The 21019-nt window shown below is 46.2% G+C and carries 20 protein-coding genes and 1 other RNA gene; 17 read left to right on the top strand and 4 right to left on the bottom strand.

Annotated elements, in window-relative coordinates:
- Positions 1–43 precede the first annotated feature (43 nt).
- The 5 genes from petA (at position 44) to sspB (ending at position 3852) form a co-directional block, all read left to right on the top strand.
- Positions 44–637, top strand: a complete 594-nt coding sequence (gene petA / locus NP165_RS02740; RefSeq protein ID WP_257084807.1) for a ubiquinol-cytochrome c reductase iron-sulfur subunit — start codon at positions 44–46, stop codon at positions 635–637.
- The gene (locus NP165_RS02745) at positions 637–1902 is read left to right on the top strand and encodes a cytochrome b (protein ID WP_257084808.1); all 1266 of its coding nucleotides are present in this window, start codon (positions 637–639) and stop codon (positions 1900–1902) included. The genes petA and NP165_RS02745 overlap by 1 nt, the downstream gene beginning before the upstream one ends.
- Complete coding sequence (locus NP165_RS02750) at positions 1899–2636, top strand: cytochrome c1 (protein ID WP_257084809.1); 738 nt, start codon at positions 1899–1901, stop codon at positions 2634–2636. The genes NP165_RS02745 and NP165_RS02750 overlap by 4 nt, the downstream gene beginning before the upstream one ends.
- A 97-nt stretch (positions 2637–2733) precedes the next feature.
- Entirely contained in the window at positions 2734–3369 is a 636-nt protein-coding gene (sspA, locus tag NP165_RS02755; RefSeq protein WP_257084810.1) for a stringent starvation protein SspA, read from the top strand.
- A gap of 9 nt (positions 3370–3378) precedes the next feature.
- Positions 3379–3852, top strand: coding sequence for a ClpXP protease specificity-enhancing factor (sspB, locus tag NP165_RS02760; RefSeq protein WP_257084811.1), 474 nt, complete (start codon positions 3379–3381; stop codon positions 3850–3852).
- Positions 3853–3892: 40 nt separating this feature from the next.
- Here sspB and NP165_RS02765 read toward each other — a convergent pair whose 3' ends face one another.
- From NP165_RS02765 to NP165_RS02780, 4 genes are read right to left on the bottom strand one after another with little or no spacing between them, the layout of a single operon-like run.
- Positions 3893–4462, bottom strand: a complete 570-nt coding sequence (locus NP165_RS02765; protein ID WP_257084812.1) for a BON domain-containing protein — start codon at positions 4460–4462, stop codon at positions 3893–3895.
- Between the two features lie 3 nt (positions 4463–4465).
- Positions 4466–5056 (bottom strand): phosphoheptose isomerase, encoded by a 591-nt coding sequence (locus NP165_RS02770; protein WP_257084813.1) that lies wholly within the window; start codon positions 5054–5056, stop codon positions 4466–4468.
- A gap of 3 nt (positions 5057–5059) precedes the next feature.
- A complete protein-coding gene (locus NP165_RS02775) occupies positions 5060–5428 on the bottom strand; it encodes a YraN family protein (protein WP_257084814.1) in 369 nt (122 codons plus the stop codon).
- A complete protein-coding gene (locus NP165_RS02780; RefSeq protein ID WP_257084815.1) occupies positions 5412–7226 on the bottom strand; it encodes a penicillin-binding protein activator in 1815 nt (604 codons plus the stop codon). The genes NP165_RS02775 and NP165_RS02780 overlap by 17 nt, the downstream gene beginning before the upstream one ends.
- A gap of 63 nt (positions 7227–7289) precedes the next feature.
- On the opposite strand from NP165_RS02780, the gene rsmI reads away from it, so the two are divergent.
- The 12 genes from rsmI (at position 7290) to murC (ending at position 20921) form a co-directional block, all read left to right on the top strand.
- On the top strand, positions 7290–8156 hold the full coding sequence (gene rsmI, locus NP165_RS02785) for a 16S rRNA (cytidine(1402)-2'-O)-methyltransferase (protein ID WP_257084816.1): 867 nt from the start codon (positions 7290–7292) through the stop codon (positions 8154–8156).
- 139 nt (positions 8157–8295) lie between these two features.
- An RNA gene (gene rnpB / locus NP165_RS02790) (RNase P RNA component class A) lies at positions 8296–8725 on the top strand.
- A gap of 179 nt (positions 8726–8904) precedes the next feature.
- Complete coding sequence (rsmH, locus tag NP165_RS02795; protein ID WP_257084817.1) at positions 8905–9855, top strand: 16S rRNA (cytosine(1402)-N(4))-methyltransferase RsmH; 951 nt, start codon at positions 8905–8907, stop codon at positions 9853–9855.
- 6 nt (positions 9856–9861) lie between these two features.
- Positions 9862–10179, top strand: coding sequence for a cell division protein FtsL (gene ftsL, locus NP165_RS02800; protein ID WP_257084818.1), 318 nt, complete (start codon positions 9862–9864; stop codon positions 10177–10179).
- The gene (locus tag NP165_RS02805) at positions 10176–11903 is read left to right on the top strand and encodes a penicillin-binding transpeptidase domain-containing protein (RefSeq protein ID WP_257084819.1); all 1728 of its coding nucleotides are present in this window, start codon (positions 10176–10178) and stop codon (positions 11901–11903) included. The genes ftsL and NP165_RS02805 overlap by 4 nt, the downstream gene beginning before the upstream one ends.
- 12 nt (positions 11904–11915) lie before the next feature.
- A complete protein-coding gene (gene murE / locus NP165_RS02810) occupies positions 11916–13400 on the top strand; it encodes a UDP-N-acetylmuramoyl-L-alanyl-D-glutamate--2,6-diaminopimelate ligase (protein ID WP_257084821.1) in 1485 nt (494 codons plus the stop codon).
- A complete protein-coding gene (locus NP165_RS02815; protein ID WP_257084822.1) occupies positions 13397–14755 on the top strand; it encodes a UDP-N-acetylmuramoyl-tripeptide--D-alanyl-D-alanine ligase in 1359 nt (452 codons plus the stop codon). Before murE ends, NP165_RS02815 begins: the two co-directional genes overlap by 4 nt.
- Positions 14752–15834 carry a phospho-N-acetylmuramoyl-pentapeptide-transferase gene (mraY, locus tag NP165_RS02820; RefSeq protein WP_257084824.1) on the top strand — a complete coding sequence of 361 codons (1083 nt, stop codon included), beginning with the start codon at positions 14752–14754 and terminating at the stop codon, positions 15832–15834. The genes NP165_RS02815 and mraY overlap by 4 nt, the downstream gene beginning before the upstream one ends.
- A gap of 14 nt (positions 15835–15848) precedes the next feature.
- On the top strand, positions 15849–17174 hold the full coding sequence (murD, locus tag NP165_RS02825) for a UDP-N-acetylmuramoyl-L-alanine--D-glutamate ligase (protein ID WP_257084825.1): 1326 nt from the start codon (positions 15849–15851) through the stop codon (positions 17172–17174).
- Positions 17175–17188: 14 nt separating this feature from the next.
- Positions 17189–18400 carry a cell division protein FtsW gene (ftsW, locus tag NP165_RS02830; RefSeq protein WP_257084826.1) on the top strand — a complete coding sequence of 404 codons (1212 nt, stop codon included), beginning with the start codon at positions 17189–17191 and terminating at the stop codon, positions 18398–18400.
- Complete coding sequence (gene murG, locus NP165_RS02835; RefSeq protein WP_257084827.1) at positions 18387–19448, top strand: undecaprenyldiphospho-muramoylpentapeptide beta-N-acetylglucosaminyltransferase; 1062 nt, start codon at positions 18387–18389, stop codon at positions 19446–19448. Before ftsW ends, murG begins: the two co-directional genes overlap by 14 nt.
- 12 nt (positions 19449–19460) lie before the next feature.
- Positions 19461–20921 (top strand): UDP-N-acetylmuramate--L-alanine ligase, encoded by a 1461-nt coding sequence (gene murC / locus NP165_RS02840; RefSeq protein ID WP_257084828.1) that lies wholly within the window; start codon positions 19461–19463, stop codon positions 20919–20921.
- Positions 20922–21019: the final 98 nt, after the last annotated feature.

A 21019-nucleotide genomic window follows, 5' to 3' on the forward strand; every position in this document is an offset into this window, starting at 1 on the left:
GGAATAACAAAAAATCCAAAGGAGCAAATGGGAGAATGTTTGGATGAGCAATGCGCCTTTAAATAACGGTCGCAGACGTTTCCTTACCGCTACAACTGCAGTTGTAGGTGGTCTGGGAGCTGCTGCTGTCGCCGTGCCTTTTATTAAATCTTGGAACCCAAGTGAAAAAGCAAAAGCTGCAGGTGCCCCTGTTGAAGTTGATATTAGTAAACTTGAAGAAGGGCAAATGGTTCGTGTTGAGTGGCGTGGTAAGCCTGTATGGGTTGTCCGTCGCGCACAGTCAGTTGTGGATAAACTAAAAGAAATTGATGGTCAGCTACGTGACCCATCTTCTGGTGAAGCACAGCAGCCAGCTTATGCTACAAATGCTTACCGTTCTATTAAGCCTGAGTACTTTGTTGCGGTAGGTATCTGTACTCACCTTGGTTGTTCACCAACCTATTTACCTGACAGTTTTAGTGAGCAAGTTCAGGGTGTTAAATCAGGTTTCTTCTGCCCTTGTCACGGCTCTAAGTTCGATATGGCTGGTCGTGTATTCCAGGGTGTACCAGCTCCATTAAACCTAGTCGTTCCAAAGCACATGTATCTGAGTGATACCAAGATCATCGTTGGTATTGACGAAGAAGGGGAGGCATAATGCAAGCTCTACTTGATTGGGTAGAAAAACGCATACCCGCAATGAATGCGTACAAAAAGCACCTTTCTGAGTATCCGATGCCAAAGAACTTTAACTTTTGGTATCTGTTTGGCTCATTAGCGATGCTTGTTTTGGTTAACCAAATCCTAACGGGTATTTGGCTAACAATGAACTACGTACCATCTGGTGATGGTGCATTCGCTTCTATCGAATACATCATGCGTGATGTTGAGTACGGTTGGCTACTTCGCTACATGCACTCAACTGGCGCTTCTGCTTTCTTCGTTGTTGTTTACCTGCACATGTTCCGTGGTCTTATCTACGGCTCATACCAGAAGCCTCGTGAGCTACTTTGGATCTTCGGTATGTTGATCTTCTTAGTGCTGATGGCTGAGGCATTCATGGGTTACCTACTACCATGGGGTCAGATGTCTTACTGGGGTGCTCAGGTAATTATTTCTCTGTTTGGTGCTATTCCTGTTATCGGTGATGACCTAACACTATGGATTCGTGGTGACTACGTTATCTCTGGTGCAACGCTAAACCGTTTCTTCGCACTGCACGTAATCGCTCTACCTATCGTTCTGTTACTGCTTATCGTATTACACGTATTGGCGCTGCACGAAGTGGGTTCTAACAACCCAGACGGTATCGAAACCAAGTTGCCAAAAGGCACAATGGGCGACGATTACAAAACTCAGTTCAAGTTCCACGATTACTACTCTAAGAAGTACGACATCATCGACTCGATTCCTTTCCACCCTTACGGTACTGTGAAGGATATGGTGGGTGTAGCTGGATTCTTGTTCCTGTTCTGTTACGTACTGTTCTTTAACCCAGAGATGGGCGGCTACTTCCTTGAGCCACCTAACTTTGAAGCGGCTAACCCTCTGAAAACACCAGAGCACATTGCTCCTGTATGGTACTTTACTCCATTCTACGCGATTCTACGTGCGGTTCCGGACAAGCTACTAGGTGTTATCGCGATGGGTGCGTCGATTGTGGTTCTGTTTGTACTACCTTGGCTGGACCGTTGTAAGGTACGTTCTTACCGTTACCGCAGTAAGTTCCATTTATTTAATATCATCCAGTTTACGATCAGCTTTATTGCGTTAGGTATTTTGGGTGCGCTTCCAGCGACGCCAACTTACACGCTATTAGCTCAGATCTTCAGCTTAGCTTACTTCATGTTCTTCGTGCTGCTGTATTTCTACAGTAAGAACGAAGCAACTAAGCCACTACCAGAAAGGGTGACATTCAAATGAAAAAATGGATTGTAATTTTATTTGCAATGCTGCCTTCTCTGGCGATGGCAGCGGGTGCAAATGTACCACTAGATAAAGCAAACAATGACTTAACGGATCAGGCGTCACTTCAGAACGGTGCTAAACTGTTCATGAACTACTGTTTCGGTTGTCACTCTGCTCAATACCAACGTTACGAGCGTGTTGCTCGTGACATCGGTATCCCAGCGGATCTAATGAAAGAAAACCTGATTTTCGACCCGGAAGCGAAAGTGGGCGACTTGATGGAAAATGCGATTCCTGAAACGTCAGCGGCTAAGTGGTTTGGTGCTCCACCACCGGATCTAACGCTTGTTGCGCGTGTTCGTGGTGCAGACTGGTTATACACTTACCTGCGCTCGTTCTATGCTGACCCATCTCGTCCATTTGGTGTAAACAACATCGTTTTCCCAAGCGTTGGTATGCCACACGTGTTGGAAGAGCTGCAGGGTATCCCACAACCTATTTTTGAAACGAAAATGGTTAATGGCGAAGAACACCGTGTGGTTGTCGGTGTTGAATCAGACGGTACTGGTGAGCTAAATACTGAAGAGTATAATGACGCTGTACGCGATTTGGTGAATTTCCTAGAGTACTCGGGTGACCCAGTAAAACTAGAGCGTCACGCTTTAGGTTGGTGGGTAATGGGTTTCCTAGTTATCTTCTCTATCGTTGTAGTACTGCTGAAGAAAGAGTATTGGCGTGATGTGCACTAATTGTGCTACTATGCCGTGCTAATACCCAATTTTTAAACTATACAATGGAGGCTTAGCCTCCATTGTTTTTATCGTTGTAAGTGTGCTGGAGGGCTCCATGGCTGTAGCTGCCAATAAACGTTCTGTGATGACTCTATTTTCAAGTGCATCTGATATGTATAGCCATCAGGTACGTATTGTCCTAGCTGAGAAAGGTGTAAGCGTTGAAGTAGAACTTGTAGATGACGCGAATCTACCTGCTGAGCTTATTGAACTTAATCCATACAAAACAGTACCAACTCTAGTTGATCGTGAGCTAGCGCTTTATGACTCAAAGATCATCATGGAATATCTAGATGAGCGTTTCCCTCATCCACCGTTGATGCCTGTTTACCCTGTTGCTCGTGGTAACAGCCGTTTAATGATCTACCGCATTGAGAAAAACTGGTACACACTCGCTGAGAAAATTGTAAAAGGCAGCGCAGAAGAAGCGGAGTCAGCACGTAATAAACTGCGTAATGACTTACTAACTCTTGCTCCTGTATTTGCTGAATACGAATACTTTATGAGTGAAGAATTCAGCTTGATCGACTGCTACCTAGCTCCTTTACTATGGCGTTTGCCTCAGATGGGAATCGATCTAGTAGGCCCTGGTTCTAAAGAGCTTAAAGTGTACATGAATCGCGTATTTGAGCGTGACTCATTCCTAGCTTCTTTAACTGAAGCTGAACGTGAAATGCGTCTGACTCGCTAATTAGTTCTGATGGATATTTCTAAAATGACACCACGCCGCCCTTATATGCTTCGAGCATTCTATGAGTGGCTGGTGGACAATGATTTAACGCCTCATCTTGTTGTTTCGGCAACACTACCTGGTGTTCGAGTACCAGAAGAGTTTATTCAGGATGGTCAAATCATTCTGAATGTCGCTCCTAGAGCTGTTGGTAATCTTGAACTAGGGAATGAGGCGATTACTTTCAACGCTCGTTTTGGTGGTCGTCCACATTCAGTGATTGTCCCTTTGTACGCGGTTGAAGCAATTTACGCTCGTGAAAATGGTGCAGGCACTATGTTTGAACCAGAAGAGGCGTATATCAATGAATCAGACGAAGAATTGATCGAGGAAAGTGATTTCTCACTATCCGTTGCGACTTCTGAAGAGTCTAACGTCGTTCAAGAAAGCGAAGAAGAAGCGCTAAGGCCCAAGGGTAGACCTAGCCTTCGTGTCGTAAAGTAAAAAAAAGCAGCGATTGAATCGCTGCTTTTTTTATGAGTTCTTAATCGCCGTATTCAAATGCACGGATAACTTGCTTTACGCCTGATATGTTACGAGCGACATCTGTTGCTATATTTGCATGGTGGTGAGACACGTAACCTAGTAGGTATACTTCTTTATCCTCTGTAATCACCTTGACCTTAACATTAGATATTTCTGAGTTAGCAAGCAGTGCAGATTTTACTTTGGTCGTTATCCAGCTATCCTGGCTTATTTCGCCCACAGAAAGTGGCTGTTTAATTTTGAGCTGATTATGGATAGTGCTAACGCCTTTCACTTGGCGAGCTTGCGCTTCGAATTCATTTTTCAGCTGTTCCGTTTTCATTTGACCAATGAGTACGACTGTGCCGTTATAAGAACTGGCGGTCACACGGGCATTGCTACGAAAGGGCGGCTTATTTGCTAGGCCAGTCATTTCAAATTCAATGTTGTTGTCGTCCCAGATCTCTTTAGCGCTTCGAGGATCGGTCACCATGTTTACTGTCGTGGCAGCGCCAGCAACGAATAAACCAGCACATCCCGTCGTTGATAAAGCAAAAATGGTTAACACTAAGGCTTTAAATAACTTCATAATTTACTCTTCATGGGTCGGAAAAAGTACTTGGTCAATGAGATCACACAAGCAATGCAGTGTCACCATGTGTACCTCGTGGATCCTAGCTGTTCTGTGAGATGGAATACGAATTTCGACATCATGCTCACCCAGAAGCCCTGCCATTTCACCACCATCTTTTCCGGTCAAAGCGATGATGGTCATATCACGAGTTACCGCTGCTTCCATCGCTTTAATGACGTTTTTGCTGTTACCACTGGTTGAGATAGCAAGTAGGATATCGCCAGCTTGACCAAACGCTCTCACTTGCTTAGAGAAGATTTCTTCGTAGTGATAGTCATTTGCTACCGCAGTCAGCGTGGTGTTATCAGCGGTTAACGCCATGCCGGGTAGGCTAGGGCGTTCAGTCTCGAATCTGTTAAGTAGGCAAGAGACAAATTGCTGAGCATTTGATGACGAGCCACCGTTACCGCAGCAAAGAATTTTGTTGCCGTTTAACAAACTCGCGACCATTGCCTGCGCTGCGTGAGTGATGGCATCGGGTAGCGCTTCTGCAGCGGCAATTTGAATTTGGATGCTTTCTGTAAAACTGTCTTTAATGCTGTCTAGCATTGATTATCCTTGAGTTATTGCGTTTTTAATCCACTCTATTTGATGCCCCTGTTGGTGGATAGCCACGACATCAAAGCGGAAGTCAGTTGAATAGATGGACATACCTTGCTTCATCAACCAGAGATTGGCTGCTTTTTGCAATTTTTGCATCTTACGATATGTGACTGTTTCTGCAGCATGCCCATAGTTTTGGTTGTCGCGATAGCGAACTTCGACAAACACTATGGTTGAGTTGTCACGCATGATCAGATCAAGCTCACCACTTTTTGTGAGGAAGTTTCTCTCAATTAGCGTTAAGCCGCAAGCGGAGAGGTGTTTCTCTGCTGCGGCTTCGAAGTGCTGACCTGTGGCGCGTTTATTGCGCTGATTCAAACTCAGTCCAGCTAATTTCACGCTGTACAACACAGTTCTGGTCAATGCTTAGTACACCCGTATTACCTTTGACGCTATAACCTTGGATGACTTTCATTTGAGGAAGTTCATCAATTAAGCGGTAAGCATCCATACCTAGCGCTTGCAGTCGTTTCTCCGCGAAAGAGCCATTCGGCCACAGTTGATCCATTTGCGCTTTTAGCTCTTCATCCGGATTAACCAGTAGGGGAATATCTCCGTAGGTGACGCCAGATAGGTCTTCGTATAGGCGACGACCATTGTTGCTTCTTGAGTTGGCAAATAGTTTTGGTGGAGCGACACCCGGATTAATCGCTACCTCAATAAATGGCTTAATTAAGGTAAGCTCTCCACTACTTGCGACAATGTAAACGGCGTCGATATCTCGTCGGCTTCTTGGTTGTGTCTCAAGTGATCTTTTCAACACGGATTGCATCTGAGAGATGTTTTGTTGGCTTCCTTGAAGACTGAAAGCTTTGTTGATATGGAGCTGGAGCTGGCGCTTATCACCAAAGAGTTCGACAGCCACTTTATTAGTGCTGTGCTTTTGCCACTCTTCTTTGAACGCTTCGACGGCACGATTCCCTACTCGACCTTGAGGAGCAAGAATCAGTGGGAATTGGTAGCCTTGTTTCGCTAAATATCTCGCACCCTCGGCGACTTCTTGTTCTGGTGAAAGTGCAAGGTAGCATGTGTGGGTGCTTGGTTTGATATCGTCTGGGATATTCAGAGCAAGCATTGGAACTGGCGTGGCAAAGTTCTGCTCTGCTTGCTGAAGTTTCTCAATGTTTTCTTTAATCAATGGACCAACAATAAAATCAATGTTGTTTTGAATGAGCTGGGCTTCTAGTTGAGCAACTGAAATATTATCCGTGTCGATGACCGTCAACGTTTCATTTGCACCGCGGTTTTTATCATTACGCATTTCTAGCATAAAGCCATCACGAACGAGTTGAGATTGCTTAGAGAACTTGCCAGAAAGTGGGAGTAAAAGGGCGGTATTGACAGGCTTTGTCATTTCCAAGTTAAGAACGTCTGATATCTCTTTTGGCGTATATAGAGACGCAGGGTGGTTAGGGTTCGCCGCGAACCACTTTTCAAAAGCCGATTGAAGCTGATTTAACGAATGAGCCATGGTTTTATTGTAGCTTGCAAGCTCTAACCAGCCAGCAAGAACAGGGCCTGACGGTTGCGACGACAGAGACTGTAATTGTTCAGCAGAGTATTGGTTCAGGTTACTCCAGATACTGTCCGAAATGAATTGATGGTCGGAGCGCTGAGAAAACTGTCTTTCAAGAGAAAGTTCTCGAGCAGCATTCGCAAAGTCCCCTTTTTGAGTGAACAAGGATGCACGCAGCTGGTGGTATTCTTTCCACTGCTGATATTGAAGTTGCCACTCTGGACGGAAATTTAACGACGCGAGTGCTTTATCGTGCATCCCCTGCTTAATCAGTAGATGAGCTCTGGCAAGATACCACTCTGCTTGCTGTGTTTCTGTCATAGACTGACGAGCAAGGCGTTTTATGAGCAATTCCGCTTGAGTGTAATCTCCATCTTCAACCGAAGCTTTCAGTGCCATGATCAACCAGTCGTTCTGTTGACTGCCTGAACTGCTATCAGCACGCATCAGATAACTCTGGGTCGGCTGGCTAGGGTCTAGGGTGATATCTACTTGTTGATTCGATGACGGTGACGTCGTACACGCTGACAATGCAACAGCAAGGGCTACAGGAGTGAGTAAGCGTGTTACACTGAGTCGCTTATGGTTTTTCATGGCCATGAGTTCTTAATTAATTCCGTATAAAATTATGTCTATATTAATCGTTGAAGTGATGGTAAACAAATGACAGATAACAAAACCTTACCACCCGAGGTCCCAACTCTCTACATCGTGCCTACTCCAATTGGCAATTTAGGCGATATCACTCAACGTGCGTTAGACGTGCTCTCCAATGTTGACATGATAGCCGCAGAAGATACACGCCACACAGGTAAGCTATTGTCGCATTTTGGGATTCATACTAAAACATTTGCATTACATGATCATAACGAGCAGCAAAAAGCGCAAGTATTAGTTGATAAACTTCTGACTGGTAACTCAATTGCACTTGTTTCTGATGCGGGGACGCCACTGATTAGTGATCCAGGATACCATCTTGTCACTCAGTGTCGTCAAGCAGGTGTTAAAGTGGTACCTCTTCCTGGCGCTTGTGCTGTTGTTACGGCCTTAAGTGCTTCAGGTCTGCCATCGGATCGCTTTAGCTTTGAAGGCTTTTTACCTGCAAAAAGTAAAGGACGCAAAGACAAATTCTTAGAGATCGCAAAAGTAGAACGTACGTGTATTTTCTATGAGTCGCCACATCGCATCGTAGATTCATTGGACGATATGCTGGATATCCTCGGTCCAGAGCGAGAAGTTGTGCTTGCTCGTGAACTCACAAAAACGTTCGAGACAATTCAGGGGATGCCGCTCGGTGAATTGGTGGAGTGGGTTAAGGCGGACCAAAACCAACAAAAAGGCGAGATGGCGTTATTGGTTCATGGCTACCGTTCGAGCAATGAAGGCAACGCATTGCCAGATGAAGTAACGCGCACTCTAGCAATACTGACCAAAGAACTTCCTCTTAAAAAAGCCGCTGCAATGACGGCAGAAATTTACAACTTAAAGAAAAACGCGTTGTACAAGTGGGGATTGGACAATCTAGATTAATCGCCTGAATGGCTTAAATTGTTCCGAACTGAGGTTTATGGACTAGGAGTGGTCGAAAAATCGTCAATCGAAGCGCTTGTTTCATCATATTTGTGATCTCGCTAGACACATCCCGTTAATCTCTATACAATCCGCCCTCGGAGTTGACTGGGTAGTCGCTGCTTTGTTGATGTCCTTCGGGAGACTGACGTTGAAGTCCTTTGGGAGACTGACGTTGACGTCCTTCGGGAGACTGACAAAGGGGAGGAAAGTCCGGGCTCCATAGAGCAGGGTGCCAGGTAACGCCTGGGGGGCGCAAGCCTACGACAAGTGCAGCAGAGAGAAGACCGCCGATGGCCCGTAAGGGAACAGGTAAGGGTGAAAGGGTGCGGTAAGAGCGCACCGGACGGCTAGCAATAGTTCGTTGCAGGGTAAACTCCACCCGGAGCAAGACCAAATAGGCCTCCACATTGCGTTGCTCGCGTAAGGAGGCGGGTAGGTTGCTTGAGCCAGTGAGCGATTGCTGGCCTAGACGAATGGCTACCACCGCGCAAGCGGAACAGAACCCGGCTTACATGTCGGCTCCACCTATTCGAAACCCATCGTAACTTCATCGTTATGATGGGTTTTTTGCTTTTTATTGACCTAATTTACTTTGTAAGCATTAAACTTAGCGCAAAATCACGTGTTGCCGCGTAATGAGGTGGCGATAACCTTTGAAACGGGTACACTGAGGAGCCTAGCTAGGTGAAGCTGAAACGAGATGACTATGACCGAAGCATTTAAACATATTTCTGTACTACTTCATGAATCTATCGATGGATTGGCCATTAAGCCTGACGGTACGTACATCGATGGTACATTCGGTCGTGGTGGCCATAGCCGCCAAATCTTGTCTAAGTTAGGTGAAAATGGGCGTTTGTTCAGTATCGACCGTGATCCACAAGCTATCGCGGAAGCAAAAACGATAGATGACCCGCGTTTCACCATTATTCATGGCCCATTTTCAGGCATGGCTGACTACGCACAAGAGTATGATCTTATTGGTAAGGTGGATGGCGTGCTACTTGACCTTGGCGTTTCGTCCCCACAGTTGGATGATGCGGAGCGTGGCTTTAGTTTTATGAAAGATGGCCCGCTGGACATGCGTATGGACCCGACATCCGGAATTCCTGTATCCCAATGGCTGATGGAAGCGGATCTTGATGACATCACTTGGGTGATTCGTGAGTTTGGTGAAGATAAGCACGCGCGTCGCATTGCGAAAGCGATCGTGGCTTATCGTGAAAATGAAGAAAACGAACCTCTCACTCGTACAGGTCAATTAGCCAAACTTATCTCTGATGCGGCTCCAAAAAGCTTCAAAGAGAAAAAACATCCAGCGACCCGCTCTTTTCAGGCTTTTCGGATATACATCAACAGCGAATTAGAAGAGATTGATACCGCACTTAAAGGCGCTGCAAGTATTCTTGCACCTGAAGGGCGATTATCTGTAATCAGCTTCCACTCACTGGAAGATCGCATGGTTAAGCGATTCATTCGTAAAGAGAGTAAGGGACCGGAAGTGCCTCATGGTATTCCGCTAACCGAAGAGCAGATTAAAGCCCTTGGAAGTGCGAATCTAAAAGCCATTGGGAAAGCAATTAAACCATCTAAACAAGAGATTGAGCTTAACACTCGTTCTCGAAGCTCAGTATTACGTATCGCAGAAAAACTCTAGTAACCAATGAGTAAGCAAAAGCATAATTTAGCCAAAGTGATTGCATTCGACCTAGTTACAGTAGGTCGAGTGCCACTAGTATTACTTACGCTGATCTTTACTAGTGCGATGGGGGTTGTGTTTACCACGCACCATACGCGACAGGCTGTAACTGAAAAAGACCAAGCCTTAGTAGAGCGCGAGAGGCTAGATGGCGAGTGGCGTAACTTGATTCTTGAAGAAACCGCATTAGCTGAGCATAGCCGTGTTCAAGCGATAGCCAAACAGGACCTCGAAATGCAGCGTCCTGAATCCGACAAAGAAGTCATTATTCATCTCCCATGAGCACTAAAAAAATCACTCCAGTAAAAAAACAAGATGTCGAGCAGCCACAAACGCTGATTCGTTGGCGTTTTTACGTGGTTCTCTTTTGCGTCTTTGCTGCCTTTGCGGCGTTGGTTGGACGTATTGCTTACATCCAAATCATTGAGCCTGATAATTTAATTAAGCAGGGAGACTTGCGATCTGTTAGGGCGAAGACCCTCCATTCTGCTCGTGGAATCATTTCGGATCGCAATGGTGAGCCGCTTGCTGTCAGTGTTCCGGTTGAAGCGGTCTGGGCGGATCCGGTGACGATATTTAAGCAAGGTGGACTTCAAGACATCGATCGCTGGCATGCGCTAGCAGACGTGTTGGGTTTAAAGCGTGATGATCTCATTAATAAAATCAACGGAAACAAATCTCGTCGTTTTATCTATCTTCAGCGTCAGGTCAGTCCGGCAATGGCGCATTACATACGTGAGCTTAAGCTGGCTGGTATCGGGCTTAAAGCGGAGTCTCGTCGTTATTATCCTGCCGGTGAAGTCAGTGCACACTTAGTGGGTGTGACGGGTATTGATGGGCATGGCCTTGAAGGTGTTGAGAGAAGTTACGATAAATGGCTGACAGGCGAAGCAGGTAAGCGAATTATCCGTAAAGATCGATATGGTCGAGTGGTCGAGAATATTTCTCTAGAAGAACGGGAAGAGGGTAAGCCTCTGGAACTGACCGTTGATCAGCGCATTCAGGCGATTGCGTATCGAGCTATTAAGCAGGCGGTCGCTGATTACCGAGCTACATCGGGTTCGGCAGTGGTTTTGGATGTGAAAACAGGGGCCGTACTTGCGATGGTCAATGCGCCGTCCTACAACCCAAACAATCGTTCTGACTTGCAGTCGGCGAAGATGCGTAACCGAATCATTACAGATGCATTTGAACCGGGTTCGACCATAAAGCCTTTCGTGGTTCTGGCTGCACTAGAGCAAGGTATCGCGAATGATAAAACCGTGATTGATACGGGGGGAGGTATCATGCAGATTGGTGGAAGCCGAGTGCGAGATACGTCAAAAGTGGGTAAGGCAGACTTAACGACGATTCTTAAAAAGTCGAGTAACATTGGTGTGGCAAAGCTGGCGTTAGATATGCCATTGGAAGCCTTGCTTGGGATGTATAGCTCCGTTGGGTTTGGTGAAGTGTCGGGCTTGAATCTGATTGGCGAAACCCAAGGTATTTTCCCAAATCGACGTCGCTGGTCAAAATTTGAGATTGCAACGCTCTCATTTGGTTACGGCTTGACGATCACTCCGCTTCAACTTGCCCACGCTTATGCCACTTTGGGTAATTTAGGTAAGTATCAGCCGATTCATATTATTGAAAACAACGAGCAGGATTTTTCGAAACAGGTCATAGGCCGAGAGAATGCTCGTAAAGTGCTCACCATGCTCGAAACGGTAACACAACCGGGCGGTACAGCGACGAGAGCTACTGTACCTGGCTATAGAGTTGCTGCAAAAACAGGAACCTCACGTAAAGCGATTGCTGGTGGTTATGGTGATGAGTACTTTGCCTACACCGCTGGCGTTGCACCTGCAAGTGATCCACGAGTCGCACTGGTTGTCGTTGTCAATGAACCTCAAGGTGACAACTACTATGGTGGCTCGGTCGCTGCACCGGTATTTGCTGAAATATTAAAGGGGACGCTGCAAATACTCAACGTAGCCCCTGATGAGAACAGATTTAAAGAGAAATAATTGAGACGCTCTATGTCTAAACAAATCACACTGTCGACATTACTTTCGCCATGGGTAGATTTATCTTCTTCCCGTTATGGCGACCTCGCTATCTCTCACTTAGAGTTAGACAGCAGAAAAGTGACTCAAGGTGTTACTTTCGTCGCTGTGAAAGGTCACGCGGTTGATGGTCGTCATTATATATCGTCGGCCGTTGAATCTGGTGCTAATGCCGTGATTGCACAAGCAGACGAAGAACGACCACACGCTTTTATCGAAACCATTCATGGTGTTCCTGTCGTGTATATTAACGGATTAAATCATGAGCTTTCTGCATTGGCAGGGCAGCTCTATCCGCTTGATAAGATGCAGTTGATAGGTGTCACTGGCACCAATGGAAAAACCACCATTACACAGTTGATTGCTCAGTGGCTTGAACTGGTCGAGCAACGAGCAGCGGTATTAGGAACGACGGGTAATGGCTTTCTGGATGCATTGAAACCTGCTGCCAATACGACGGGTAGCGCAATCGAAATTCAGCACACCTTGTCGGAATTGGAAAGCGTTGGCGCAAATTACACGGCAATGGAGATTTCGTCCCATGGCTTGGTTCAAGGAAGAGTAAAAACACTGCCATTTAAAGTGGGTGTATTTACGAACCTGAGCCGTGATCATCTCGATTACCATGGAACAATGGAAGAGTACGAGCGAGCAAAGTTATCACTCTTTACTCAACATCATTGTGAAACTGCAGTCATTAATGTGGATGATGCAGTCGGACAAAAATGGGCTGCGCAGCTTGATAATGCTATGTCTGTTTCGCTCAAGCCTTTGAATACGGAAAGAGCGGTCTTCGCTACCAACGTCGTTTATTCAGAGCAAGGTATCTCCCTCACGTTTTCCGGACTTTATGGCGAAGGTTCACTATCAGTACCGCTGATTGGTGAGTTTAATGCCAGCAATGTTTTGGTTGCGTTTACGACGATACTCTCGCTTGGTTTTGATAAGCAAAGTCTGATTGAGACTGCCCATTTATTGACGCCAGTTTTAGGCAGAATGGAGCTTTTTAAAGCACAGGGGAAAGCAAAAGTTGTGGTTGATTACGCGCATACCCCCGATGCTCTAGAGAAAGCACTGTTGGCTTTGCGAGTTCATTGTAAAGGTAAACTTTGGGCTATTTTTGGTTGTGGCGGTGACCGAGACGCAGGCAAACGCCCGATGATGGCTGAGATTGGAGAGCGACTGGCTGACCAAGTCATCCTCACCGACGATAACCCGCGTAGCGAATCACCACAACGCATTGTGAATGACATGCTGGAAGGGATGAGCCAACCGGAAAAAGCCGTGGTAGAGCATGACCGATTCAAAGCGTTGCAACATGCAGTGTCGCAGGGTAGCGAGGACGATATTATCCTGCTTGCCGGAAAAGGCCACGAAGATTATCAAGTGCTTGCAACCGAAACCATTCACTATTCTGACCGAGAATCTGCACAGCAGTTACTGGAGGCGACGTTATGATCACCTTAATGTTATCTCAGCTGGCTGACGTATTGGATGCACAGCTTATTGGTCAAGATGTGGCGATTGATAAAGTTTCTACAGACACCAGAACCATTGATTCAGGATCTTTGTTTGTGGCTTTAGTTGGAGAGCGATTTGACGCGCACGATTTTGCAAACGCTGCAATTGAAGCAGGTGCGAGTGCTTTGCTTGTCAGTAAGTCGATTGATGCTGATATCCCCCAACTACTGGTTGAAGATACGAAGATTGCGTTAGGGCTCATCGGAAAATTTGTTCATCAAGTTTGCCAGACGCCTACCGTAGCAATTACCGGAAGCTGCGGTAAAACAACGGTAAAAGAGATGGTTGCAAGCATTATGGCACAAAAAGGTCAGGTGCTTTTTACCGCAGGTAACTTCAACAACGATATTGGCGTACCGTTAACGCTTCTTCGCTCAACGCCTGAAGATGATTTTGCTGTGATTGAACTCGGGGCAAATCATATTGGTGAGATTGCTTACACTACTCAGCTTGTTCAGCCAGATGTTGCTCTAGTCAACAATGTAGCCGCGGCGCATTTAGAAGGTTTTGGCTCTATTGACGGCGTCAAACAGGCAAAAGGTGAAATCTACCAGGGTTTGCAATCTGGCTCAGTAGCCATCGTAAACCTTGATAGCAATGGTGGTGCGTATTGGGAAGAGATTCTGGCTGATAAATCGGTGAAAACATTCTCCGTGACAGATGCCAATGCTGATTTCTTTGCTCGTGATGTTACTGTGAACGACAATGGAGAAGCATCGTTTACCCTTGTTACATCTGAAACCGAATGTGCCATGAAGCTGAATATCATTGGTCAGCATAACGTTGCCAACGCGTTAGCTGCGACTGCGTTGGCTTTGGAACTCGGCGCAACAATGGAAATGATCCAGCTCGGTCTTGCCAGTTTGGGTAAGGTGAAAGGCCGAGTGGAAGCGGTGAATCTCAGTGATCACGTTAAGTTGATTGATGACAGCTATAACGCCAGTGTGCCCGCTATGAAAGCCGCCGCTGATCTACTCAGTGGCTTTAAAGGGGTTCGTTGGTTAATTTTGGGTAATATGGCCGAGTTAGGCGAGGAAAGTCTTGCACTTCACCGCCAAGTCGGGGAACATGCTGCCCCATTCAAATTTGAACACGTGCTGACTTATGGCGCTGATGCAAAAGCAATCAGTGATGTTTGCCAAGGTACGCACTTTGATACTCATGAGAGTATGATTGAGTTTATTAAGCTCCAGCTAAATCAGCACCAAGAACCTCAGACTTTATTAGTCAAAGGGGCGAACAGTGCGGGTATGAGTAAAATAGCTGGCGCTTTAAAGGAGATGTATTCATGATCATTTGGCTTGCAGAGCTTCTACAGCCATATTTTTCATTCTTCCGCTTATTCGAATATCTATCATTCAGAGCGATTGTTAGCGTGTTAACCGCATTGGGCATTTCTTTATGGATGGGCCCGCGCATGATTCGTCGCTTGCAAATGCTGCAGATTGGTCAGGTCGTTCGAAACGAAGGACCCGAGTCGCACTTCAGTAAGCGTGGTACACCAACGATGGGTGGTATCATGATCCTAACTGCGATTGTCACCACAATACTGCTGTGGACGGACTTGTCCAACCCTTATGTATGGGCGGTTTTGGCTGTTCTTATTGGTTATGGCGCGGTGGGCTTTGTGGATGATTACCGTAAAGTGGTACGTAAAAACACAGACGGCCTGATTGCGCGTTGGAAATACTTCTGGCAGTCCGCAATTGCACTGGTTGTGGCTTTTGCGCTATACGCCCATGGTAAAGATACAGCAGCAACACAATTGGTCGTGCCATTCTTTAAAGACATTATGCCGCAACTGGGCTTGATGTATATCGTACTAACATATTTCGTGATAGTTGGCACCAGTAACGCCGTTAACTTAACCGATGGCCTTGATGGATTGGCAATTATGCCGACCGTTTTGGTGGCTGCCGGTTTTGCTGCGATTGCCTGGGCAACGGGTAACGTTAACTTTGCGAACTACTTACATATCCCATATGTGCCAGAAGCATCAGAACTGGTTGTCGTATGTACTGCGATTGTAGGCGCTGGTTTGGGTTTCTTGTGGTTTAACACCTATCCAGCACAAGTCTTTATGGGCGATGTAGGTTCTCTGGCTCTAGGTGGCGCGCTGGGTACGATTGCGGTTTTGGTCCGTCAAGAGTTTGTTCTTGTCATTATGGGCGGTGTTTTTGTTATGGAAACATTGTCAGTTATCTTGCAGGTAGGTTCGTACAAACTGCGTGGTCAGCGCATCTTCCGTATGGCACCTATCCACCATCATTACGAGCTGAAAGGCTGGCCAGAGCCTCGAGTGATTGTTCGTTTCTGGATTATCTCTATTGTTCTTGTTCTGATTGGTTTAGCGACGCTAAAAGTACGTTAAGGATAAAAATTTTTATGACCATGGATCGTTGGCAAAATATTCATAGTGTCGTTGTAGTAGGGCTCGGTATCACCGGGCTCTCTGTCGTTAAATACCTGGCAAAATTGCCTAACGAATTAACGATTAAAGTCATTGATACACGAGAGAATCCACCTGGACAAGATGCGTTGCCTGATGGGGTAGAACTGCATTCAGGGGGCTGGAATCTAGAATGGTTGCTCGCGGCTGACTTGGTTGTGACAAATCCGGGGATCGCGTTGGCGACGCCTGAAATTCAGCAAGTGTTGGCCGCAGACATTCCTGTTGTTGGTGATATTGAGCTTTTCGCTTGGAGCGTAGAGAAGCCGGTTATTGCGATCACTGGCTCTAACGGCAAAAGCACCGTAACCGATCTGACCGGGGTTGTGGCGAAAGCGACAGGTCTGAAAGTGGGAGTGGGTGGTAACATCGGAGTACCAGCGTTGGAGCTGTTAAATGAAGACGCTGATCTATACGTTCTGGAGCTTTCGAGCTTTCAGCTGGAGACGACCTCCTCGCTTAACCTAAAGGCAGCAGCATTTCTCAACCTTTCTGAAGATCATATGGACCGATATGAAGGCATGGAAGATTATCGCCAAGCTAAACTTCGTATCTTTGATCATGCTGAATCCTGCATTGTGAACGCTGATGACCGAGCGACTTATCCTGAGAATACAAAGGACAATCTGGTTGAATTTAGCCTGACACAAGCCACGCAATTTGGCGTCGCAGATATTGAGGGCAGAGAGTTTATTTGCCGAAATGGAAAACCATTATTGGCGACGGATGAGTTGACACTGGTTGGTCGACACAACGTAGCAAACGTACTAGTGGTGTTAGCATTGTTGCTTGAGTCTGGCATTGATGTTGAGCAGGGAATGAATGCACTCAAGTCTTACAACGGCTTGACACATCGCTGCCAGATAGTTGCGGATAATCATGGTGTTAAGTGGGTGAACGATTCTAAGGCTACCAACGTTGCTAGTACCTTGGCAGCACTTTCAGGCCTGAGCTTGCAAGGAAAGCTCTATTTACTGGTAGGTGGTGTTGGTAAGGGCGCAGATTTCTCTGAATTGGCACCGGTTTTCTCTACTTTAGATTTACAGCTGTGTTGCTTTGGGGAAGATGGCGATCAATTTATGTCTCTCCATCCTAGCGCGCGTCGCTTTGATACATTAGAGCAGATCGTGGAGTGGGTATCGCCAAAGTTGGAGAATGGAGATATGGTATTACTTTCCCCTGCGTGTGCCAGTTTCGATCAGTTTAGCAACTTTATGGCTCGTGGTGACGCATTCACTGAACTTGCAAAGACTTACGCCTAATTTCGTCGGAAACTATGCATATAAAGAACCTTTTTGGCCGTATAAAGCGTTGGATAACAACTGCCTCTCCAGAAGCACTGTTTGACAGACAACTGGTGTGGATTTCTCTTGGATTGATGCTGACAGGACTTGTGATGGTGACGTCGGCCTCTTTCCCAATCAGTTCTCGACTAACGGATCAACCATTCCACTTTATGTTCCGCCATGCAGTCTTTCTTTTGCTTGCTATAGGTGTGTCTTCTGTGGTCGTGCAGGTGCCACTCAAACGGTGGTTCCAGCACAGTATGTGGCTGCTGCTCATTTCGGTTGGCTTATTAATTGTTGTGTTAGTAGCCGGAAAGTCCGTGAATGGTGCATCGCGTTGGATACCTTTAGGACTGTTTAACTTGCAGCCAGCAGAAGTCGCGAAGCTTTCCCTGTTTATCTTTATGTCTGGTTATTTGGTCAGAAAAAGCGAAGAGGTTAAGTCGAGCTTTTTTAGCGGCTTTATTAAACCGATCATTGTGTTTGCCACTTTAGCATTTTTGCTGCTGCTTCAGCCTGACTTGGGCACTGTAGTCGTTATGTTGGTGACGCTGTTTGGTATGTTGTTTATTGCCGGAGCGAAACTGACGCAGTTCATAGCGCTCATGGTGGTTGGTCTGGCTGCAGTCGCCTCGCTTATATACTTTGAGCCGTATCGCTGGAGACGTGTGACCTCTTTCCTTGATCCTTGGGAAGACCCTTTCGGTAGTGGTTACCAGCTCACCCAATCGTTGATGGCATTTGGACGTGGTGAGTGGTTTGGTCAAGGGTTAGGTAACTCGATACAGAAGCTAGAATACCTGCCCGAAGCGCATACTGACTTTGTGTTTGCAGTACTTGCAGAAGAACTTGGTTTTGTGGGCGTGGTGCTTGCTCTGGTCCTTATCTTTAGTTTGGTCATCAAGGCCATTATGATCGGACGAAAAGCCTTCGAGAATGGCGAGCAGTTTGGCGGTTATTTATCGTTTGGTATTGGTATTTGGTTTGCTTTTCAGACATTGATCAATGTTGGTGCAGCCGCAGGTATGGTACCAACGAAAGGTTTAACATTGCCGCTTATCAGTTATGGTGGTTCGAGCTTAATAATTATGGCTGTCGCGGTATCCATTTTATTGCGAATAGACCATGAATGCCGACTAACGGCTGACGTTGACGCTGAAGATGTGGAAAACGAACAGATAGAAACAGATGAAAGAAAATAAAAAATTAATGGTAATGGCTGGTGGCACTGGGGGGCACGTATTCCCAGGATTGGCTGTTGCAAAAAAGCTTCAAGAACAAGGCTGGGATATTCGCTGGTTAGGCACCGCGGATCGTATGGAAGCTGAACTCGTACCAAAGCATGGTATTGAGGTCGATTTTATTAAAGTCAAAGGTCTCCGAGGCCAAGGTTTAGGGCGTTTGATTAAGGCTCCGTTTCAGATCATTAATGCTATTTTGCAAGCTAAAGCGCACATGAAACGCTGGAAGCCAGATGCTGTTTTAGGCATGGGTGGCTATGTTAGTGGCCCCGGTGGTATCGCGGCGTGGTTGTTAGGTATTCCAGTGGTGTTGCATGAGCAAAATGCGGTTGCAGGCTTGACCAATCAATGGTTGTCAAAGATCGCCAAAAAGGTCTTTCAAGCATTTCCAGGCGCATTTTCGAATGCACCAGTCGTGGGAAATCCTGTACGAGAAGATGTTGTTTCCATTCTTCCTCCTAGAGAAAGGCTGAGTAACCGAAATGGAAACATCCGAATTTTGGTCATGGGTGGTAGCCAAGGTGCGCAAATCTTGAACAGAACTTTGCCTGAGGTGATGTCAAAACTGGGTGAAGGCTACGAGATTCGTCACCAAGCGGGCAAAAACAACCAACAAGAAGTGCAAAGTGCCTATTCTAAGCAGGATGTCGAACATGCTGAGGTCGTTGAGTTCATCGATGATGTTGCAGCAGCTTATCAATGGGCCGATCTACTGGTTTGTCGATCTGGCGCACTGACCGTTTCGGAAGTATCGGCAGCGGGCGTCGGCGCTATTTTTATTCCTTTTATGCACAAAGACAGACAGCAAGCGTTAAATGCTGACCACCTTGTAGAGTGTGGTGCTGCGAAAATGATTGAGCAACAAGAACTCACGGTAGACAAGTTGACCGCTCAAATTCGGACTTTAGATCGCTCGACGCTTATGTCGATGGCGAATAAAGCCAGAGAAGCGGCAAAACTGGATGCTGACCAAGTGGTTGCTGACGCTATCATTGCGCTAACAAAATAACGAGATACACAAATGACGGTTCAACATACACAAGACTTAGCTCAAATTCGAGCAATGGTGCCAGAAATGCGCCGTGTTAAATGCATCCACTTTATTGGTATTGGTGGTGCAGGAATGAGTGGCATCGCAGAAGTACTGCTCAATGAAGGCTACCAGATTTCCGGTTCAGATATTGCAGCAAATGCAGTGACTCAGAGCCTCTCTGAAAAAGGTGCAACCATCTTCATTGGACACGAGGAACAGAATGTCGCGCAAGCTAGTGTGGTGGTGGTATCCACCGCGATCAATGAAGACAACCCAGAAATCAAAGCGGCTCGAGCAGCGCGAATTCCTGTTGTTCGTCGAGCTGAAATGTTGGCAGAGTTGATGCGTTTCCGTCATGGAATCGCTGTCGCAGGTACGCATGGTAAAACGACGACAACGGCTTTAGTCACACAGATTTACTCAGAAGAAGGGCTTGATCCTACTTTTGTTAACGGTGGTTTGGTCAAAAGTGCGGGAACCAATGCTCGTTTGGGCTCTAGCCGCATCTTGATTGCAGAAGCGGATGAAAGCGATGCTTCTTTCCTTCACCTTCAACCTATGGTCAGCATCGTGACCAATATTGAAGCTGATCACATGGACACATACGGTGGTGATTTCGAGACGCTGAAACAAACGTTTATCGATTTTCTCCACAACCTACCATTTTATGGTCAGGCAATCATGTGTATTGATGATCCTGTTGTCCGTGAGTTGGTTCCACAGATTAGTCGACAGGTTATTACCTACGGTTTCTCTGAAGATGCAGATGTGCGAATCGCCAACTACCGTCAAGAAGGACAACAAGGCAAGTTTACTGTTATCCGAAAAGGTAAAGCCGATTTGGATATCACATTGAATATCCCTGGACGTCATAATGCCCTAAACGCGTCAGCGGCAATCGCTGTTGCGACAGAAGATGATATTTCAGATGAAGCTATCTTAAGTGCGATGGCGGGGACTCAAGGTACAGGTCGCCGATTTGATCACTTAGGAGAATTCGAAACGGGTAACGGACAAGTCATGCTAGTTGATGACTATGGCCATCACCCAACAGAAGTAGATGTAACCATTCAAGCGGCACGCAATGGCTGGGCTGACAAGCGATTGGTTATGATCTTCCAGCCTCACCGCTACAGTCGTACACGTGATCTCTATGACGATTTCGCTAATGTCTTGGATCAGGTTGACGTACTTATCATGCTCGATGTTTATGCAGCTGGTGAAAAACCGATTCCAGGTGCAGATGGCCGAGCGCTGTGTCGCACCATTCGTGGAAGAGGGAAATTAGATCCGATTTTTGTTTCAGATAACAAGGCATTACCGTCAATTCTTGCCAATGTTTTACAAGATGGCGATTTACTGCTTACACAAGGTGCCGGTGATGTTGGTAAAGTAGCCAAACAGCTTGAGGCTTTTGAGTTAAATATCGATAAGATGAAAAATGCTTAATCGCAAAGTTGCGATTTTTGTGAATTCGCCCATTTATCGTATTTAATGTGGATATTTCTTAATTTGAATGTTTGATACTTTTGATCTCACCAGTATAA

The sequence above is a fragment of the Vibrio japonicus genome, assembly GCF_024582835.1.
GTDB classification, from domain to species: Bacteria; Pseudomonadota; Gammaproteobacteria; order Enterobacterales; family Vibrionaceae; genus Vibrio; species Vibrio japonicus.

What these genes read in the sequence shown, in the direction of transcription:
- petA (WP_257084807.1), top strand. Translation starts at nt 44, where the DNA reads ATGAGCAATGCGCCTTTAAATAACGGTCGCAGACGTTTCCTTACCGCT.
- NP165_RS02745 (WP_257084808.1), top strand. Translation starts at nt 637, where the DNA reads ATGCAAGCTCTACTTGATTGGGTAGAAAAACGCATACCCGCAATGAAT.
- NP165_RS02750 (WP_257084809.1), top strand. Translation starts at nt 1,899, where the DNA reads ATGAAAAAATGGATTGTAATTTTATTTGCAATGCTGCCTTCTCTGGCG.
- sspA (WP_257084810.1), top strand. Translation starts at nt 2,734, where the DNA reads ATGGCTGTAGCTGCCAATAAACGTTCTGTGATGACTCTATTTTCAAGT.
- sspB (WP_257084811.1), top strand. Translation starts at nt 3,379, where the DNA reads ATGGATATTTCTAAAATGACACCACGCCGCCCTTATATGCTTCGAGCA.
- NP165_RS02765 (WP_257084812.1), bottom strand. Translation starts at nt 4,462, where the DNA reads ATGAAGTTATTTAAAGCCTTAGTGTTAACCATTTTTGCTTTATCAACG.
- NP165_RS02770 (WP_257084813.1), bottom strand. Translation starts at nt 5,056, where the DNA reads ATGCTAGACAGCATTAAAGACAGTTTTACAGAAAGCATCCAAATTCAA.
- NP165_RS02780 (WP_257084815.1), bottom strand. Translation starts at nt 7,226, where the DNA reads ATGGCCATGAAAAACCATAAGCGACTCAGTGTAACACGCTTACTCACT.
- rsmI (WP_257084816.1), top strand. Translation starts at nt 7,290, where the DNA reads ATGACAGATAACAAAACCTTACCACCCGAGGTCCCAACTCTCTACATC.
- rsmH (WP_257084817.1), top strand. Translation starts at nt 8,905, where the DNA reads ATGACCGAAGCATTTAAACATATTTCTGTACTACTTCATGAATCTATC.
- ftsL (WP_257084818.1), top strand. Translation starts at nt 9,862, where the DNA reads ATGAGTAAGCAAAAGCATAATTTAGCCAAAGTGATTGCATTCGACCTA.
- NP165_RS02805 (WP_257084819.1), top strand. Translation starts at nt 10,176, where the DNA reads ATGAGCACTAAAAAAATCACTCCAGTAAAAAAACAAGATGTCGAGCAG.
- murE (WP_257084821.1), top strand. Translation starts at nt 11,916, where the DNA reads ATGTCTAAACAAATCACACTGTCGACATTACTTTCGCCATGGGTAGAT.
- NP165_RS02815 (WP_257084822.1), top strand. Translation starts at nt 13,397, where the DNA reads ATGATCACCTTAATGTTATCTCAGCTGGCTGACGTATTGGATGCACAG.
- mraY (WP_257084824.1), top strand. Translation starts at nt 14,752, where the DNA reads ATGATCATTTGGCTTGCAGAGCTTCTACAGCCATATTTTTCATTCTTC.
- murD (WP_257084825.1), top strand. Translation starts at nt 15,849, where the DNA reads ATGACCATGGATCGTTGGCAAAATATTCATAGTGTCGTTGTAGTAGGG.
- ftsW (WP_257084826.1), top strand. Translation starts at nt 17,189, where the DNA reads ATGCATATAAAGAACCTTTTTGGCCGTATAAAGCGTTGGATAACAACT.
- murG (WP_257084827.1), top strand. Translation starts at nt 18,387, where the DNA reads ATGAAAGAAAATAAAAAATTAATGGTAATGGCTGGTGGCACTGGGGGG.
- murC (WP_257084828.1), top strand. Translation starts at nt 19,461, where the DNA reads ATGACGGTTCAACATACACAAGACTTAGCTCAAATTCGAGCAATGGTG.